This is a genomic window from Paraburkholderia terricola, from assembly GCF_003330825.1.
Taxonomy (GTDB): domain Bacteria; phylum Pseudomonadota; class Gammaproteobacteria; order Burkholderiales; family Burkholderiaceae; genus Paraburkholderia; species Paraburkholderia terricola.
Genome location: NZ_CP024941.1, coordinates 3,422,778 through 3,439,035, shown reverse-complemented (window position 1 = coordinate 3,439,035; position 16,258 = coordinate 3,422,778). Strand labels below are relative to the sequence as shown.

The window sequence follows — 16,258 nt, the reverse complement described above, 5'->3', positions numbered from 1 at the left end:
AGACGCAACAAACATGGTTTATAGCCATACTTTCAGAATAATTACTTTGCTAAACTGGCGCCGGTTCTTGCCAAGGAGATCACAAATGAAGGTTAAAAAAGCTGCGCTGCTGCTCGCGACTCTCGGACTGTTTACGGTTGGCGCGCATGCGCAAGACGCCGGTACGCTGAAAAAGATCAAGGACACGGGCGTCATTTCGCTGGGCCATCGCGAATCGTCGATCCCGTTCTCGTATTACGACGACAAGCAGAATGTCATCGGCTATTCGCAGGAATTCGCGCTGAAAGTGGTTGAGGCGGTCAAGCAGAAGCTGAACATGCCTGGCCTGAAGGTCAAGCTGACGCCGGTTACGTCGCAAAACCGTATTCCGCTGGTGCAGAACGGCACCGTCGACATGGAATGCGGTTCGACCACGAATAACGCCGAGCGCCAGCAACAGGTCGCATTCTCCAACACGATCTTCGTGATCGGCACACGCTTGATGACCAAGAAAGACTCCGGCATCAAGGACTGGGCCGACCTGAAGGGCAAGACGGTCGTCACGACCGCCGGCACCACCTCCGAGCGCCTGCTTCGCAAGATGAACCAGGACAAGAGCATGGGCATGAACATCATCAGCGCGAAGGATCATGGCGAGTCGTTCCTGACGCTCTCCACCGGCCGCGCCGCCGCGTTCATGATGGACGACGCGCTGCTGGCAGGCGAACGCGCGAAATCGAACAAGCCGGACGACTTCGTGATCGTCGGCGCGCCGCAATCGCACGAAGCGTACGGCTGCATGATTCGCAAGAACGATCCGGAGTTCAAGAAGGTTGTCGACGACGCGATCGCGAAGGTCGAAACCTCGGGCGAAGCCAGTCAGATCTACAAGAAGTGGTTCGAATCGCCGATTCCGCCGAAGGGCCTGAACCTGAACTTCCCGGAAAGCGACGACATCAAGGCGCTCTACAAGAGCCCGAATGACAAGGCTATCGATTAAACCTTAGCTGTTTTTGAATTGCTGAACGAAACGGAAGGGGCCGCACGCTTCTTCCGTTTCTTTTTGCTGGAGTCTTGGTCATGTCATATCACTGGAACTGGGGCATTCTGCTGAGTCCGGTCTCGACCGGCGAGCCGACCACCTATCTGGGCTGGCTGATGTCCGGCTTCTGGGTGACGATTACCGTGTCGCTGTCGGCATGGGTGATCGCGCTGATCGTCGGCTCGCTGTTCGGCGTGCTGCGCACGGTGCCGAACAAATGGGCGTCGGGCATCGGCACGCTCTATGTCGCGATTTTCCGCAACATCCCGCTGATCGTGCAGTTCTTCATCTGGTATCTGGTGATACCGGAGTTGCTGCCCGTGTCGATCGGCACCTGGTACAAGCAACTGCCGCCGAGTGCGCAGTTCTTCTCATCGTCGATTATCTGTCTCGGACTGTTCACCGCGGCGCGCGTGTGCGAGCAGGTGCGCTCGGGCATCAACGCGTTGCCGCGCGGCCAGCGCGCCGCGGGCCTGGCAATGGGCTTCACGCAATGGCAGACGTATCGCTACGTGCTGTTGCCGGTCGCGTACCGCATCATCGTGCCGCCGCTTACGTCCGAGTTTCTGAATATTTTCAAGAACTCGGCGGTTGCGTCGACCATCGGTCTGCTGGATCTGTCCGCGCAGGCGCGCCAACTGGTCGACTACACGTCGCAGACGTATGAGTCGTTCATCGCGGTCACGCTGGCGTATGTGTTGATCAATCTGATCGTGATGCAACTGATGCGCTGGGTCGAAGCCAAGACCCGGTTGCCCGGCTATATCGGAGGCAAGTGATGCACCATTTCGACTGGAGCGGTATTCCGGGCGCACTGCCTACGCTGTGGACCGGCGCCATCGTTACCATCAAGATCACCCTGATCGCGATCGTGATCGGCATCATCTGGGGCACGGTGCTCGCCATGTTGCGGTTGTCGTCGTTCAAGCCTTTCGAGTGGTTCGCGAAGGGCTACGTCACGATCTTCCGTTCGATCCCGCTGGTGATGGTTCTGCTGTGGTTCTTCCTGATCGTGCCGCAGGTGTTGCAGAACGTGCTCGGGCTCTCGCCCGATATCGATATTCGCCTCGCGTCGGCAATGGTCGCTTTCTCGCTGTTCGAGGCGGCGTACTATTCCGAGATCATTCGCGCCGGCATCCAGTCGGTGCCGCGCGGGCAGGTCAATGCGTCGTTCGCGCTCGGCATGAACTACGCGCAGGCCATGCGTCTCGTGGTGCTGCCGCAGGCATTCCGCGCAATGGTGCCGCTTCTGCTCACGCAAGGCATCGTGCTGTTTCAGGATACGTCGCTCGTCTACGTGATCAGCCTCGCCGACTTCTTCCGCACCGCCACGAATATTGGCGACCGTGACGGCACGAATGTCGAGATGGTACTGTTCGCTGGCGCGTGTTATTTCGTGATCTGTGTGGTCGCGTCGAGCCTCGTCAAAGGTCTTCAGAAAAAGGTCGCAAGATGATCTCTATCAAGAATGTTTCGAAGTGGTACGGTCAATTTCAAGTACTGACCGACTGCACGACGGAAGTCAAAAAGGGTGAAGTGGTGGTGGTGTGCGGGCCGTCGGGTTCGGGCAAGTCCACGCTGATCAAAACCGTCAATGGCCTCGAGCCGTTCCAGAAGGGCGAGATCGTCATCAACGGCCAGTCGCTCACCGACAAGAAAACCAATCTCTCGAAGTTGCGCGCGAAAGTCGGCATGGTGTTCCAGCATTTCGAATTGTTCCCGCATCTGTCGATCGTGCAGAACCTGACGCTCGCGCAGATCAAGGTGCTGGGCCGCTCGAACGAGGAAGCCACGACCAAGGGCTACAAGCTGCTCGATCGCGTGGGTTTGCGTGCGCACGCGGACAAGTATCCGGGGCAGTTGTCGGGCGGGCAGCAGCAGCGCGTGGCGATTGCACGCGCGTTGTCGATGGACCCGATCGCGATGCTGGTTCGACGAGCCGACCTCGGCGCTCGATCCTGAGATGATCAACGAAGTGCTCGACGTGATGGTCGAACTCGCGCAGGAAGGCATGACGATGATGTGCGTCACGCACGAAATGGGCTTTGCGAAGAAGGTCGCGCATCGCGTGATCTTCATGGATAAGGGCTTGATCGTCGAAGACGACCGCAAGGAAGATTTTTTCGCGAACCCGAAGTCGGATCGCGCGAAGGATTTTCTGGCGAAAATCCTTCACTGAGTCTTTTGCGGCCGCGCGGTTTATTGGGCGCGGCCCTTGCCGGGAGAAAAAGAAAAGCCGCTTCGGGGACGAAGCGGCTTTTTCATGTGCGGCGCGCGGACTGTCGACGCCTGCGAGTGCAGGCGCGTCGTGGCTCAGGATTCGAACGCGGCGGCGTCGTCGGCCGCTTCGAGATCGACTTCGGCCTCCGTCCCGGCAGGACTGGCGGGTTCGACCGAAGCCGCTATCGTGCTCACCGAGGCCGACGCATCCAGCGCCGGATTCCGCAGCTTCTCGAGTACCGAGGCCGGCACCGGCACGTTGACGCGGCCGATGACGTCGCCGTGCTGGAACATCAGCAGATCGCCCGGTTCGAACGCGGTCCACACTTCGTTGTCGGTCAGCGGCTTGGTTGCGATCACCGCGACCCGGTCTTCCGGCGTGGTGTATTTGGCGAAGTCGATCGAGACGTCCGCGTCGACCAGATGCGCAGTGGAAAACGGCCAGCGCCGCACGATGTAGTGCAGGTGCGTCGAGCAATGCGCAAACAGCGCCTGGCCGTTCGACATCAGGAAATTGAACACGCCGAATTGCGTGATCTCACGCGTGAGCGTTTCAAGCGCGGCGAACAGTTCGTCGAGCGGCGGCTGCGTGCCGGGGAAAGCCTTGCGCAAGCCTTGCAACAGCGCACAGAACGCGAGCTCGCTATCGGTCGTGCCGACCGGCTGATAAACGCCCCGTCAGCGCCGGCGAGTAATCTTGCAGGTCGCCGTTATGCGCGAAGATCCAGTGGCGCCCCCACAATTCGCGCATGAACGGATGGCAGTTTTCCAGCAGGATGTGCCCTTGCGTCGCCTTGCGGATATGCGCAATGGTGTTCTTCGATTTGATCGGATAGCGCTTGACCATCTCGGCGATCGGCGAGGTGGCCGACGATTGATGGTCGATGAACAGGCGGCAGGCTTTGTCTTCGAAGAAGGCGATACCCCAGCCGTCCGCGTGGTGATCGGTGACGCCGCCGCGCGCCGCAAAGCCGGTGAACGAGAACGTGACGTCCGTTGGCGCGGCGCAGTTCATTCCGAGAAGTTGGCACATGTTGCGGGTAAGCCTGTGAACGGGGCGAGCCGTTACAATGATGAATTCCAAGCATATCACCGAGCCAGAAACGCCAAATAGCAAAATTGACGTGTGTTTAGGCTGCAATGTTGCGGTTTGAACAGGTCGATTGGCTTTTTGCCGCATAATCTCGCCCCTTCGCCATGACCGCTCCCAACGCTCCCATCGATTCCCTCACCATCGCTCGCCCGGACGACTGGCATCTGCATGTGCGCGACGGCGCGATGCTCGCCGCCGTGCTGCCGGATACCGCACGCCAGTTCGGTCGCGCGATCATCATGCCGAACCTGAAGCCGCCGGTCACCACCACGGCGATGGCGCAGGCGTACCGCGAGCGGATCATCGCCGCGATTCCGGCCGGCGCGCGGTTCGAGCCGCTGATGACCCTCTATCTGACCGACAACACGCCGCCCGACGAAATCCGCCGCGCACGCGAAAGCGGTTTCGTGCATGGCGTGAAGCTGTATCCGGCGGGCGCGACGACCAACTCCGACGCGGGCGTCACCGACATCATGAAGTGCGCGAAAACGCTCCAAGTGATGCAGGAAACCGGCATGCCGCTGCTCGTGCATGGCGAAGTGACGGATTCGTCGATCGATTTGTTCGACCGTGAAAAAGTTTTCATCGACCGCGTGATGACGCCGCTGCGCCGCGAGTTTCCGGCGCTGAAGGTGGTGTTCGAACACATCACCACGAAAGATGCGGTCGACTACATCCGCGAAGCCGGCGTGGCGCCGGGGCTGCTGGGCGCGACCATCACCGCGCATCACCTGCTGTACAACCGCAACGCGATTTTCCAGGGCGGCATTCGTCCGCATTACTACTGCTTGCCGGTGCTCAAGCGCGAGACGCATCGCGTGGCCCTGGTCGAGGCGGCCACTTCCGGCAATCCGCGTTTCTTTCTCGGCACCGACAGCGCGCCGCATCCGAAGGGTCTGAAGGAACACGCGTGCGGCTGCGCGGGTTGCTACACGGCGCTGCACGCGCTCGAGCTCTATACGGAAGCATTCGACAAAGCGGGCGCGCTGGACAAGTTCGAAGGCTTCGCCAGCTTTTTCGGCGCTGATTTTTACGGCCTGCCGCGCAGCGCGGAGAAGGTCACGCTGCGTCGCGAGGAATGGACGTTGCCGGCCGAGCTGCCGGTCGGCGACACGCCGGTTGTGCCGCTGCGTGGCGGTGAGTCGATCGCCTGGCGCCTGGTTTGAGGTCGCCTTAGATGCAGGTGCGTGACGCGGCGCGGCCAGGCTTCGCCGATATCGACTGGACGGCGCCGTGGTTCGCGCAGTTCGCCGGGCGCGGCCAGCGCTGGCAGCAGGCCGCGCTGACCAGTTACGCGGCCTTGCTCGCCGAAATGAACGCCGATGCCGGCGAGATGCGGCAGACCACCGGGCGCGGGCAGCGGCTTGCGTTCATCGCGCAAGACGATCTGCCGCCCGGCGCCGCATACGAGGCGCATATCGCGGCCACCGGCTGCGTGCCGACACGCCACAATCTGCATGACTTCTTCAACGGTTCGATGTGGTTTGCATTTCCGCGTATCAAGGCGGCGCTGAATGCGCGGCAGTCGGCGGCAATCGATGTGCTGGGCGTCGGTCCGACCCGCGGCGGCGTACGCGACACGCTGACCTTGTTCGACGAGAACGCGTTGCTGTTCGCCTGCGCCGATCCGGCATTGAGCGCCGCGTTACGCGGATTCGACTGGCGGACGCTGCTGGTTGCCCGGCGCGACGCTTGGGGTGCGAGTTGCGAAGTGCGTTGCTTCGGCCACGCGTTGCTGGAAAAGCTGATCGCGCCGTTCAAGGCCTGCACGGGGCATGCGTGGATCGTCGATGTGCCGTCCGACTATTTCCGATGGGACGCCGTGGCGCGCGACGCGTGGCTCGACGAATCCGTGAGCGCGGCGCTCCTGAACACCGACGCCTTGACGAGCCGTATGTTCGCGCCGCTTCCCGTGCTGGGCATTCCCGGCTGGTGGGCGGAGAACGAATCGCCCGCGTTTTACGACGACATTTCCGTGTTTCGGGCAGGCCGGCGCGCCGGCCAGAGGCTTTAAGGGGCTGGCGCCGGATTTCTACTGGATCCACTCATCGACTTGGCCATTCGGCTATTTCAGCGGTTCAAGCGGCTTGCCGGCTACCCAAGTGTTAAAATCCTCGCCAGCAAAGCAGGCTAGGCAGTCGCGGCCTCCGCGGCTTCGGCCAAAGAGGGCGAGGAAAGTCCGGACTCCACAGGGCAGGGTGATGGCTAACGGCCATCCGTGGCGACACGCGGAACAGGGCAACAGAAAGCAAACCGCCGATGGCCCGGCGCAAGCCGGGATCAGGTAAGGGTGAAACGGTGCGGTAAGAGCGCACCGCGGCTGCTGCAAGGCAGACCGGCACGGTAACCTCCACCCGGAGCAATTCCAAGTAGGCAGGCTAGCATCTTCGAGATGCAGGACGGGGCCCCCGTCACGTCTGCGGGTAGGAAGCTCGAGCGTGTCAGTAATGGCGCGCCTAGAGGAATGGCTGCCACGCGCGTCGCGTTTTCGGACGTGGCGCGTGCACAGAATCCGGCTTATCGGCCTGCTTTGCCACCTGATATAACAAAAATGCCGGCGTCCATGCGGACGCCGGCATTTTATTTCGTGCTTATCCTGGGCGGCGGTTAGCAGCGAGCGCGCCGAACCGCGCGCCGCGCGACTCCTTAGCCCGCGACGATGTCGAATGAGTGCGTGAGCTCGGCGGTTTTCGCGATCATGATCGACGCCGAGCAGTATTTGTCGTGCGACAGATTAATCGCACGCTCGACCGTGGCGGGGTTCAGGTTCTTGCCGGTCACGGTGAAATGAAAGTGAACCTTGGTGAACACTTTCGGGTCTTCGCTGGCGCGCTCGGCCTTCAGCGTCACCGAGCAGCCGGCGATTTCCTGGCGGCTTTTCTTCAGGATCATCACGACGTCGTAGGCGGTGCAGCCGCCGGTGCCGAGCAGAACCATTTCCATCGGGCGCGGCGCGAGATTGCGGCCGCCGCCTTCCGGCGCGCCATCCATCGTGACGAGGTGGCCGCTGCCCGTCTCGGCCGCAAACGCCATCCCGTCCTGTCCCATCCAGCTAACTTTGCATTCCATGCTGTGCTCCACCGCGCTTCGCTATGAGAGACGCATTGTAGCCCGGCGTTTGGGTGTCCGCCCGAGGCGACTTTCGCCCGAAATTATGCGAACTAGCTACTTGCGTGTTGCACTGCGGCATCCGCAGTCGGTTCGGGGAATGCCTGGGGGCTTTAGGGGTTTTACTCTAGACGGCACGTCCGCATGCGCTGGCAAAAAGGCCTTGTACCTTAATTTCAAAGGAAACTCGACGTCCGGCCTGCAACGATAGTGTTTCTCACATTGCGGGATTGCATTTCGCAATGCAAATGTTCTTGCGTTGCACAAGGGCGTCTCATATAATCGATTTCATCGGTTGCAGCAGTTCGCAACCTCCGCTGTCTCCTCCACCTCCTCCTTTGGTGGATTAAACCCGAACCGCTCGTTCGGGTTTTTTTTCGTCCGCGCCTTTTTCCGTGCGAGGCTGATTTCAGTAGGACAGCGGGCTACATAGCGCGCCTTGCCAGCCAGATCACCGCACATCTCGCGCAAACTCCCGCGCCTTTTGACTTGGTGTAGCAAATTCCTTTATAATTCAGGGCTTTTCCGCATCCGCGCCCGCGGAGGAAGAACAGGGAGAGCCTGCACGCGCCTCGATGCGCACACTACAAGCAGGAAAAAACACATTGGGCGCAGCAATTTTTTTGGATCGATCATGAAGACGTTTTCCGCAAAAGCCCATGAGGTGACGCGCGAATGGTACGTGATTGACGCGACGGATAAGGTTCTCGGGCGTGTCGCCAGCGAAGTGGCACACCGTCTTCGCGGCAAGCACAAGCCTGAATTCACTCCCCACGTCGACACCGGTGATTTCATCATCGTTATCAACGCCGGCAAGCTGAAGGTCACGGGCAACAAGGCTACTGACAAGAAGTACTATCGCCACTCGGGTTACCCGGGCGGTATCTATGAAACGACGTTCGGCAAGATGCAGGAACGCTTCCCGGGCCGTGCGCTCGAGAAAGCGGTCAAGGGCATGCTGCCGAAGGGCCCGCTGGGCTACGCGATGATCAAGAAGCTGAAGGTCTACGCTGAAGCAACGCACCCGCATTCGGCACAACAGCCGAAAGCGCTCGAGATCTAAGGGGAGCCCACATGATCGGTAACTGGAATTACGGCACGGGCCGCCGCAAGAGCGCCGTCGCACGCGTCTTCATCAAGGCAGGCAAGGGCGATATCGTTGTGAACGGCAAGCCCATCGCCGATTACTTCTCGCGCGAAACGTCGCTCATGATCGTGCGTCAGCCGCTGGAACTCACGAACCACGCCGCTACGTTCGACATCAAGGTCAACGTCACGGGTGGCGGTGAAACGGGTCAAGCCGGTGCGGTTCGCCACGGCATCACCCGCGCACTGATGGACTACGACGCAACGCTGAAGCCGCAACTGTCGCACGCCGGCTTCGTGACGCGTGATGCTCGTGAAGTCGAACGTAAGAAGGTCGGCTTCCACAAGGCACGTCGCAGGAAGCAATTCTCGAAGCGTTAATCGCTTCGGGTGCGAACCGGCTTTCGGGCTGGAGCGCTGCAAAAGCCGCCAACGCTTTCGCGAAGGCGGCTTTTTTATTGCTCGCGCGGCGTCGCTCTGTCGCGGTGGATTCAGCGCGTGGCCGGCGATTCATCCGCTCGGGCGGGCTGCTGCCGGCAATCGCGCCGCCCGTCGATTTTCGTGGAAGAACCCATTGATTTTGTGGGCTTCGGCACGATATCGAGATCAGCCCTACAATAGCGGTTAGAAGCTTTTTGGAGAGTTCGAATGAACGCAGTCACCGACACACCCGTGACCGAGATGCCCGCCCCCTTCGTTTTTACCGACGCAGCGGCTGACAAGGTCAAGCAACTGATCGAAGAAGAAGGCAATGCGGACCTCAAACTGCGCGTTTTCGTGCAGGGCGGCGGCTGCTCGGGCTTTCAGTACGGTTTTACGTTCGACGAAGCCGTTAATGAAGACGACACCATCATGAACAAGAGCGGTGTCCAGTTGCTGATCGATTCGATGAGCTACCAGTATCTGGTTGGCGCCGAAATCGACTACAAGGACGACATCAACGGCGCGCAGTTCGTCATCAAGAACCCGAACGCCACGACCACCTGCGGTTGCGGCTCGTCGTTCTCGGTTTGATGGCCGGTTAGGCGAACAAGTTGTAAATGGAAACGGGGCTTCGGCCCCGTTTCCATTTGTCAGCGAGGATAAATCGCCCCCAGCACGCGTTCCGCGGCCGCACCGGTGACCGCCGGCAGATTGCCCGGCAGGCGCGCCACGCAGCGCATCGCCAGCCAGGCGAACGCTAGCGCCTCGACCTGGCTCGGCGGCACGCCGAGCGCGTCGGTCGTCATTACCGGAACGCCGCTGACGCCGCTGTCCTCCAGCGCCTGCTGCAGCGCCTTCAGAATCTCCGGGTTGCGCGCGCCGCCCCCGCATACGTAGACCGCTCTCGCATCCGACGCATGCCGCTCGATTTCGCGTGCGACCGTCACCGCCGTGAGGGCGACCAGGGTCGCTTGCACATCCGCGGGGGCGAGCGTTGCGAACGGCTGTAGCTTTGCGTCGAGCCATTCCGCATTGAACAGGTCGCGGCCGGTACTTTTCGGCGGCTGCTGCGCGAAAAACGGCTCATCGAGCAAAGCGTTGAGCAGCGTGCGGTCCACCTGGCCGCCCGCCGCGAAATGACCGTTCTCGTCGAAGGGTTTGCCGAGATGGCGTTCGGCCCACTCGTCGAGCAGCGCGTTCGCCGGCCCGCAGTCGAAGCCGCGCACGCTGCCGGTCGCGTTCAGAACCGTGATGTTGCTGATGCCGCCGAGATTGCAGACCACCCGCGTCTCGTCCTTCATGCCGAACACCGTGGCATGAAACGCCGGCACGAGCGGCGCGCCTTGGCCGCCCGCCGCGACGTCGCGGCTGCGGAAATCGGCGATGACGTCGATATGCATCATTTCCGCGAGCAACGCGGGGTTGTTGATCTGCCGCGTGTAGCCTTTTTCCGGCCGATGCCGCACCGTCTGCCCGTGCACGCCGATCGCGCGCACCTCCGGGGCGGATAGGCGTCCGCCGCGCAGCAGTTCGTGGCAGCACACCGTGTAACGGGTCGCGAGCGCGTTGGCGGCCAGCGCCTCGCGTTCGATTTCGTTGTCTCCAGGCTGTTGCAAGGCGAACAGCGCTTCGCGCAAGCCCGCCGCGAAGCCGACAAACGCCTCGGCCAGCACTTCCGGCGGTTTCCCTTGGGCAAATCTGACGGCTACACCGTCCACGCCGTCCATGCTCGTGCCTGACATCAATCCGAAGTAGATGCCGTCTGCGGGGTCTTGCGCCACGTTGCTGCTCCTGTCGATGGTTCGTTGCGTTGGTTGTAGCAGATTCTTGGCGCAAGCGCGGCTGAAGAAAAAACGCGACCGCGCTCACCGCCACGTCCGCACATGGAAATCGTGCGCCGCCGCGCCCGTTGTGGCCGAGTCAATGGGCGCGGCGGCGTGCATCTATGGGACAATCACCCTTTTTCGCGACTTCAAGTTTCCAGCATGAGCACCGAGTCCACCAAGCCCAGTCCCGCTTTTCCGATCACCGACGAAGTCCGTCATGCGCTCGCCGTCACCAAGCGCGGCGTGGACGAATTGCTGATCGAAGAGGAATTCGCGCAAAAGCTCGCGAAGAGCGCGGCGACCGGCACGCCACTGCGCATCAAGCTCGGGCTCGATCCCACCGCGCCGGACATTCACATCGGCCATACGGTCGTGCTGAACAAGATGCGTCAGTTGCAGGACCTCGGTCACACGGTGATCTTTCTGATCGGCGATTTCACGTCGCTGATCGGCGATCCGTCGGGCCGTAACGCCACGCGGCCGCCGCTCACGCGCGAGCAGATCGAATCGAACGCGAAAACCTATTTCGAGCAGGCCGCGCTCGTGCTCGACCGCGACAAGACCGAGATCCGCTACAACAGCGAGTGGTCGATGCCGCTCGGCGCGGACGGCATGATCAAGCTCGCGTCGCGCTACACGGTCGCGCGGATTCTCGAGCGTGAAGATTTCACCAAGCGTTTCCAGAGCGGCGTGCCGATCTCGATCCACGAGTTCCTGTACCCGCTGATGCAAGGCTACGATTCGGTCGCGCTGAACGCCGACCTCGAACTCGGCGGCACGGATCAAAAATTCAATCTGCTGGTGGGCCGTGAGTTGCAGAAGCAGTACGGCCAGGAACAGCAGTGCATCTTGACGATGCCGCTGCTCGAAGGGCTCGACGGCGTCGAGAAGATGTCGAAGTCGAAGAACAACTACATCGGCATCAGCGAAAAGCCGAACGACATGTTCGGCAAGCTGATGAGCATTTCCGACGTGCTGATGTGGCGTTACTTCGAGCTGCTCTCGTTCCGCCCGATGGAAGAGATCGCCGGCTTCAGGAAAGAGATCGAAGCGGGCCGCAATCCGCGTGACTTCAAGGTGATGCTCGGGCAGGAAATCGTCGCGCGCTTTCACTCGCAAGCCGACGCCGAGCGCGCGCTCGAAGACTTCAACCATCGCGCGAAGGGCGGAGTGCCGGACGATATTCCGTCGCTCACGCTGGCCGGCGCGCCGCTCGCGATCGGCCAGTTGCTCAAGCAGGCCAACCTCGTGCCGTCGACGAGCGAAGCGCTGCGCAACATCGAGCAAGGCGGCGTGAAGATCGACGGCGCGACCGTGTCCGACAAGGGCCTGAAGGTTGAGGCCGGCGAGTACGTCGTGCAGGTCGGCAAGCGCCGTTTTGCGCGCGTCACGCTGACGGCCTGATGAGCCGGGCATTGCATTCGGAGCCGCGCCGATGATCGCGCTGATCCAGCGTGTGCGGCACGCGGAAGTGCGCGTGAACGATCGCGTGACCGGCGCGATCGAAGCGGGGCTGCTGGCGCTCGTCTGCGCGGAGCGCGGCGACACGGAAGCCGCAGCCGACCGGCTGCTCGCCAAGGTGCTCGGCTACCGCGTGTTCAGCGACGCGGCCGGCAAGATGAATCTCTCCGTGCAGAATCTCGACGGCGCGGGCCGCGCAGGCGGTTTGCTGCTCGTTTCGCAGTTCACGCTGGCCGCGGATACGAACAGCGGCTTGCGCCCGAGCTTCACGCCAGCCGCGCCACCGGATGAAGGCAAGCGGCTCTTCGATTACTTCGTTGCGGCGGCCCGCGTGAAGCATCCGATTGTGGAGACAGGCGAATTCGGCGCTGACATGCAGGTGTCGCTCGTCAATGATGGGCCGGTGACCTTCTGGCTCCAGGCGAACGCCTAAGCGCGCGTCAACACCAGGCGCGCAACGGCGCGCGCGTCTACTCTCCAGCCGGATTTGCGACAATACCGGCTCGGCATAACCGGCGAATAGCGCCCACTTCATCCCATGACCACGCAGATTCTGTTCATCCGCCACGGCGAGACCGACTGGAACCGCATCAAGCGCATTCAAGGTCACATCGACATTCCGCTTGCGACGACCGGGCTCGAGCAGGCGCAACGCCTTGCGCGCCGCATCGCGAATGAAGCGAAGCAGGGCGCGCGGCTCGATGCGATTTATTCCAGCGACCTGCAGCGCGCGCAGCAAACCGCGCAGCCGATTGCCGAGATGCTCGGCTTGCCGCTGCAACTGCGCGAGGGTTTGCGCGAGCGCTCCTATGGCGCGTTCCAGGGGCATGACAGCGACGAGATCGCCGCGCGTTTCCCCGATGAACACGCGCACTGGCAAACCCGTGATCCGGGTTTCGCACCGCCGGAAGGCGAGTCGCAACGCGTCTTCTACCATCGCGTGCTGCATGCGGTCGAGCCGCTAGTGGCCGCGCATCCTGGCGGACGAATCGCGTGTGTCGCGCATGGCGGTGTGCTCGATTGCGTGCGCCGGTTCGCATGCGCTTTGCCGCTCGATGCGCCGCGTGATTACGCGTTGCTGAATACGAGCGTGAACGTGGTGGATTTTGACGACGGCAAGGCGTCCATCGTGTCGTGGGCGGACGTGTCGCATCTCGATGCGCCCAGCGCGGACGATAGTTTCAAGAAGGTGCTGTAACCGCGAAGTCGATCGGGCGGGGCGCTGGGGCGCGCCGCTTCGAACTGCATGCGCCTGGCTCAGGTCGCGGCCGAATCCCACAAGCCGGGCAGTCCGCTCGACGAGTCCGGCGCGGCGAGACCGAAATGCCGGTAGGTCAGCAGCGTGGCGACCCGCCCACGCGGCGTGCGCTGCAGGAAGCCTTGCTGGATCAGATACGGTTCGAGCACGTCTTCGATCGTGTCACGCTCTTCGCCGATGGCAGCCGCGAGATTGTCGACGCCGACCGGGCCGCCGTCGAACTTGTGCAGAATCGCTTCGAGCAGCTTGCGGTCCATCAGGTCGAAGCCGACCGCGTCCACGTCGAGCATTTTGAGCGCCGCGTCGGCCACTTGCGCGGTGATGTTGCCGTCGGCTTTCACCTCGGCGAAATCGCGCACGCGCCGCAGCAGCCGGTTGGCGATCCGCGGCGTGCCGCGCGCGCGCTTGGCGATTTCAAAGGCGCCGTCCGGATGGATCTGTGCATTCAGCAGCGATGCCGAACGCGTGACGATGCGCGAGAGTTCCTCGGCGTTATAAAACTCCAGCCGCGCCACGATGCCGAAGCGGTCACGCAGCGGATTGGTCAGCATGCCCGCGCGCGTGGTCGCGCCGACCAGCGTGAACGGCTGCAGGTCCAGCTTCACGCTGCGCGCGGCCGGCCCTTCGCCGATCATGATGTCGATCTGATAGTCCTCCAACGCCGGATACAGAATTTCCTCGACGACCGGAGAGAGCCGGTGGATTTCGTCGATGAACAGCACGTCGTTGGCTTCGAGATTGGTGAGCAGCGCGGCGAGATCGCCGGCGCGTTCGAGCACTGGGCCGGACGTTTGCCGCAGATTCACGCCCATTTCCCGCGCGATGATGTGCGCGAGCGTGGTCTTGCCCAAACCAGGCGGCCCGAACAGCAGGACGTGGTCGAGCGATTCCGAACGGCGCCTGGCGGCCTCGATGAAAATTTCCAACTGGCCACGCACTTTTTCCTGCCCGACGTATTCCTCGAGCTGGCGCGGGCGCAACGCGCGCTCGAACGCTTCTTCGTTCGGCGAGACGGGCGTGGCCGCGATGATGCGTTCGGCGGCGAGTTTGTCGGTTTCGATCATGGGTTCATTGTACCGCGCGCGCCTGGCTTCAACCCTTGGACAGCGCCTTCAACGCCAGCTTGATGCCCTCGGAAACGCCGGTGCCGGCCGGCACGTTTTTGACGGCCGCCAACGCTTCTTTCTCGGAGTAGCCCAAGGCAAGCAGCGCGTTGAGGATATCGGGGGCGTGGCCGGATGCCGACGCCGCGCCGGCCGTCGCGCCGAGATCCGCGCCGAGCTTGCCCTTCAGTTCGAGCAGCAGCCGTTCCGCCGTTTTCTTGCCGATGCCCGGCACGCGCGTGAGACGCGCCGCATCCTGCAGCGTGACGGTCTGCGCGAGTTCGTGCACGCTCATGCCCGAGAGCACCGCCAGCGCCATGCGCGCGCCGATGCCGGAAATTTTCAGCAGTTCGCGGAAGGTCGAGCGTTCCTCGGCCGTGCCGAAGCCATACAGCAGATGCGCGTCCTCGCGCACGATCATTTGCGTGAGCAGCACGACACGCTCGCCGGTCGACGGCAGGTTGTAGAACGTGCTCATCGGCACGTCGACTTCATAACCGACGCCGTTGCAGTCGACGAGCAAATGCGGCGGATTTTTTTCCAGCAGAACGCCGGCAATGCGACCGATCATGGGGAGTTCATTCTTGAGAGAAAGGGCGAGTGTAGCGCAGCGAGCGGGCGGCGCGTCGCGCGCTTTTTCGCTTAACCGACGAGGCGTCCGCGCCTGACGCGCAGCCCCTTCTTCGCCAGCGAGGGTGCGATGCCGCCGAGCGTGCTCAGCGTCGATCCGCCGTGAGCGTGGCAGATCGCCATGCCGAGCGCGTCGGCGGCGTCGGTGCTGGGTACGCCGGAAAGACTGAGCAGCCGCACCACCATCTGCTGCATCTGCTCCTTGGTTGCGCGCCCGTAGCCCACCACGGCCTGCTTCAACTGCAACGCGGTGTATTCGGCGACCGGCACGCCGCCCGCCACCAGTCCGCAGATTGCCGCGCCGCGTGCCTGGCCGAGCAGCAAAGTGGATTGCGGATTGACGTTGACGAACACTTTTTCAATCGCCGACTGATCCGGCGAATGCTGGCGAATCAGCGTGGAGATGCCTTCGAAAATGGTGCCGAGACGCGACGGCAGATCCGCGTCGGCGGTCTTGATGACGCCGCTCGCGACATAGCTGAGCGTGTGACCGCTTTGATCGATCACGCCGAAGCCGGTCACGCGCAAGCCGGGGTCGATGCCGAGAATTCTCATGGAGTGCCGCACGCGCGGTAAAAAGCTGGTGCCTGCGATACTACAACGAACGTGCCGCGCGGCGGCCGGCATGCGGCGATGTCGGCGGAATAGAAACTGCTGCTGCATGCGTACAGGGAGGTCATCGCGGATGGAGCGCTATCGTAATGTCAGTGGCGATTCGGGCGTCGCGGCGTATGAGATTGGCGACGACTATGTCGCGGTCCGTTTCAAGGCCGGTGTCGCGTATTGGTACACGGAGGCGAGCGTCGGTGTGAAGCACGTTGCCGCGCTCAAGCGTCTCGCGCGACGAGGGCAGGGGCTCAGCACTTACATCAGCCAGCATCCCGATGTCAGCGGAGGTTACGAGAGAAAGGACCCGGACGATTGAACGGTGCAGCGCACAGGGAATGCAACAAAAAACGGCCCGATGGAAGTCTCCACCAAGCCGTCTCATTCAAGCCAACTGGGTGACCGATGCGCCAATCGAACCGC

At 62.2% G+C, this 16,258-nt stretch carries 17 protein-coding genes, 1 other RNA gene and 2 pseudogenes; 14 read left to right on the top strand and 6 right to left on the bottom strand.

Going from position 1 to position 16,258, the window contains the following annotated elements; translation table 11 throughout:
- Positions 1-85: 85 nt before the first annotated feature.
- The 4 genes and pseudogenes from CUJ90_RS15390 to CUJ90_RS15375 all read left to right on the top strand — a co-directional run bounded on the left by CUJ90_RS15390 (position 86) and on the right by CUJ90_RS15375 (position 3,200).
- The gene (locus tag CUJ90_RS15390) at positions 86-979 is read left to right on the top strand and encodes a glutamate/aspartate ABC transporter substrate-binding protein (protein ID WP_073429106.1); all 894 of its coding nucleotides are present in this window, start codon (positions 86-88) and stop codon (positions 977-979) included.
- 80 nt (positions 980-1,059) lie between these two features.
- A complete protein-coding gene (locus CUJ90_RS15385) occupies positions 1,060-1,800 on the top strand; it encodes an amino acid ABC transporter permease (RefSeq protein WP_073429105.1) in 741 nt (246 codons plus the stop codon).
- The gene (gltK, locus tag CUJ90_RS15380; RefSeq protein ID WP_073429104.1) at positions 1,800-2,477 is read left to right on the top strand and encodes a glutamate/aspartate ABC transporter permease GltK; all 678 of its coding nucleotides are present in this window, start codon (positions 1,800-1,802) and stop codon (positions 2,475-2,477) included. Before CUJ90_RS15385 ends, gltK begins: the two co-directional genes overlap by 1 nt.
- A pseudogene (locus tag CUJ90_RS15375) lies at positions 2,474-3,200 on the top strand (amino acid ABC transporter ATP-binding protein). The gene gltK and the pseudogene CUJ90_RS15375 overlap by 4 nt, the downstream one beginning before the upstream one ends.
- Positions 3,201-3,334: 134 nt before the next feature.
- On the opposite strand, the pseudogene CUJ90_RS15370 reads toward CUJ90_RS15375, so the two are convergent.
- Positions 3,335-4,274: pseudogene (locus CUJ90_RS15370) on the bottom strand (class II glutamine amidotransferase).
- Positions 4,275-4,438: 164 nt separating this feature from the next.
- Here CUJ90_RS15370 and pyrC point away from each other — a divergent pair.
- From pyrC to rnpB, 3 genes are all read left to right on the top strand, one after another.
- The gene (gene pyrC / locus CUJ90_RS15365) at positions 4,439-5,500 is read left to right on the top strand and encodes a dihydroorotase (RefSeq protein ID WP_083083155.1); all 1,062 of its coding nucleotides are present in this window, start codon (positions 4,439-4,441) and stop codon (positions 5,498-5,500) included.
- An 11-nt stretch (positions 5,501-5,511) separates the two neighbouring features.
- Positions 5,512-6,348 (top strand): DUF3025 domain-containing protein, encoded by an 837-nt coding sequence (locus CUJ90_RS15360; RefSeq protein WP_073429100.1) that lies wholly within the window; start codon positions 5,512-5,514, stop codon positions 6,346-6,348.
- A gap of 108 nt (positions 6,349-6,456) precedes the next feature.
- Positions 6,457-6,870, top strand: an RNA gene (gene rnpB / locus CUJ90_RS15355) — RNase P RNA component class A.
- Between the two features lie 110 nt (positions 6,871-6,980).
- Here rnpB and CUJ90_RS15350 read toward each other — a convergent pair.
- The gene (locus tag CUJ90_RS15350; protein ID WP_073429099.1) at positions 6,981-7,403 is read right to left on the bottom strand and encodes an OsmC family protein; all 423 of its coding nucleotides are present in this window, start codon (positions 7,401-7,403) and stop codon (positions 6,981-6,983) included.
- A 673-nt stretch (positions 7,404-8,076) separates the two neighbouring features.
- Here CUJ90_RS15350 and rplM point away from each other — a divergent pair.
- The 3 genes from rplM (at position 8,077) to erpA (ending at position 9,542) form a co-directional block, all read left to right on the top strand.
- Positions 8,077-8,505, top strand: a complete 429-nt coding sequence (gene rplM, locus CUJ90_RS15345; RefSeq protein WP_020069304.1) for a 50S ribosomal protein L13 — start codon at positions 8,077-8,079, stop codon at positions 8,503-8,505.
- Positions 8,506-8,516: 11 nt separating this feature from the next.
- On the top strand, positions 8,517-8,909 hold the full coding sequence (rpsI, locus tag CUJ90_RS15340) for a 30S ribosomal protein S9 (protein WP_073429098.1): 393 nt from the start codon (positions 8,517-8,519) through the stop codon (positions 8,907-8,909).
- Between the two features lie 267 nt (positions 8,910-9,176).
- A complete protein-coding gene (gene erpA / locus CUJ90_RS15335; protein WP_073429097.1) occupies positions 9,177-9,542 on the top strand; it encodes an iron-sulfur cluster insertion protein ErpA in 366 nt (121 codons plus the stop codon).
- Positions 9,543-9,601: 59 nt separating this feature from the next.
- Here erpA and CUJ90_RS15330 read toward each other — a convergent pair whose 3' ends face one another.
- Positions 9,602-10,732: an anhydro-N-acetylmuramic acid kinase gene (locus tag CUJ90_RS15330; RefSeq protein WP_073429096.1), complete on the bottom strand. Its 1,131-nt coding sequence runs from the start codon at positions 10,730-10,732 to the stop codon at positions 9,602-9,604.
- Positions 10,733-10,936: 204 nt separating this feature from the next.
- Between CUJ90_RS15330 and tyrS the strand changes: the two genes are divergently transcribed.
- From tyrS to CUJ90_RS15315, 3 genes are all read left to right on the top strand, one after another.
- Complete coding sequence (tyrS, locus tag CUJ90_RS15325) at positions 10,937-12,181, top strand: tyrosine--tRNA ligase (protein WP_073429095.1); 1,245 nt, start codon at positions 10,937-10,939, stop codon at positions 12,179-12,181.
- A gap of 31 nt (positions 12,182-12,212) precedes the next feature.
- Positions 12,213-12,671 (top strand): D-aminoacyl-tRNA deacylase, encoded by a 459-nt coding sequence (gene dtd, locus CUJ90_RS15320; protein ID WP_083083161.1) that lies wholly within the window; start codon positions 12,213-12,215, stop codon positions 12,669-12,671.
- 105 nt (positions 12,672-12,776) lie between these two features.
- Positions 12,777-13,436, top strand: coding sequence for a histidine phosphatase family protein (locus tag CUJ90_RS15315; RefSeq protein WP_083083163.1), 660 nt, complete (start codon positions 12,777-12,779; stop codon positions 13,434-13,436).
- A 59-nt stretch (positions 13,437-13,495) separates the two neighbouring features.
- On the opposite strand, the gene ruvB is transcribed toward CUJ90_RS15315, so the two are convergent.
- The 3 genes from ruvB to ruvC all read right to left on the bottom strand — a co-directional run bounded on the left by ruvB (position 13,496) and on the right by ruvC (position 15,784).
- On the bottom strand, positions 13,496-14,560 hold the full coding sequence (ruvB, locus tag CUJ90_RS15310) for a Holliday junction branch migration DNA helicase RuvB (RefSeq protein ID WP_073429092.1): 1,065 nt from the start codon (positions 14,558-14,560) through the stop codon (positions 13,496-13,498).
- Between the two features lie 28 nt (positions 14,561-14,588).
- Positions 14,589-15,170: a Holliday junction branch migration protein RuvA gene (gene ruvA / locus CUJ90_RS15305; RefSeq protein ID WP_083083165.1), complete on the bottom strand. Its 582-nt coding sequence runs from the start codon at positions 15,168-15,170 to the stop codon at positions 14,589-14,591.
- A 71-nt stretch (positions 15,171-15,241) separates the two neighbouring features.
- Entirely contained in the window at positions 15,242-15,784 is a 543-nt protein-coding gene (gene ruvC / locus CUJ90_RS15300) for a crossover junction endodeoxyribonuclease RuvC (protein WP_073429090.1), read from the bottom strand.
- A 130-nt stretch (positions 15,785-15,914) separates the two neighbouring features.
- On the opposite strand from ruvC, the gene CUJ90_RS15295 reads away from it, so the two are divergent.
- Entirely contained in the window at positions 15,915-16,154 is a 240-nt protein-coding gene (locus CUJ90_RS15295) for a hypothetical protein (protein WP_083083167.1), read from the top strand.
- Positions 16,155-16,258 lie beyond the last annotated feature (104 nt).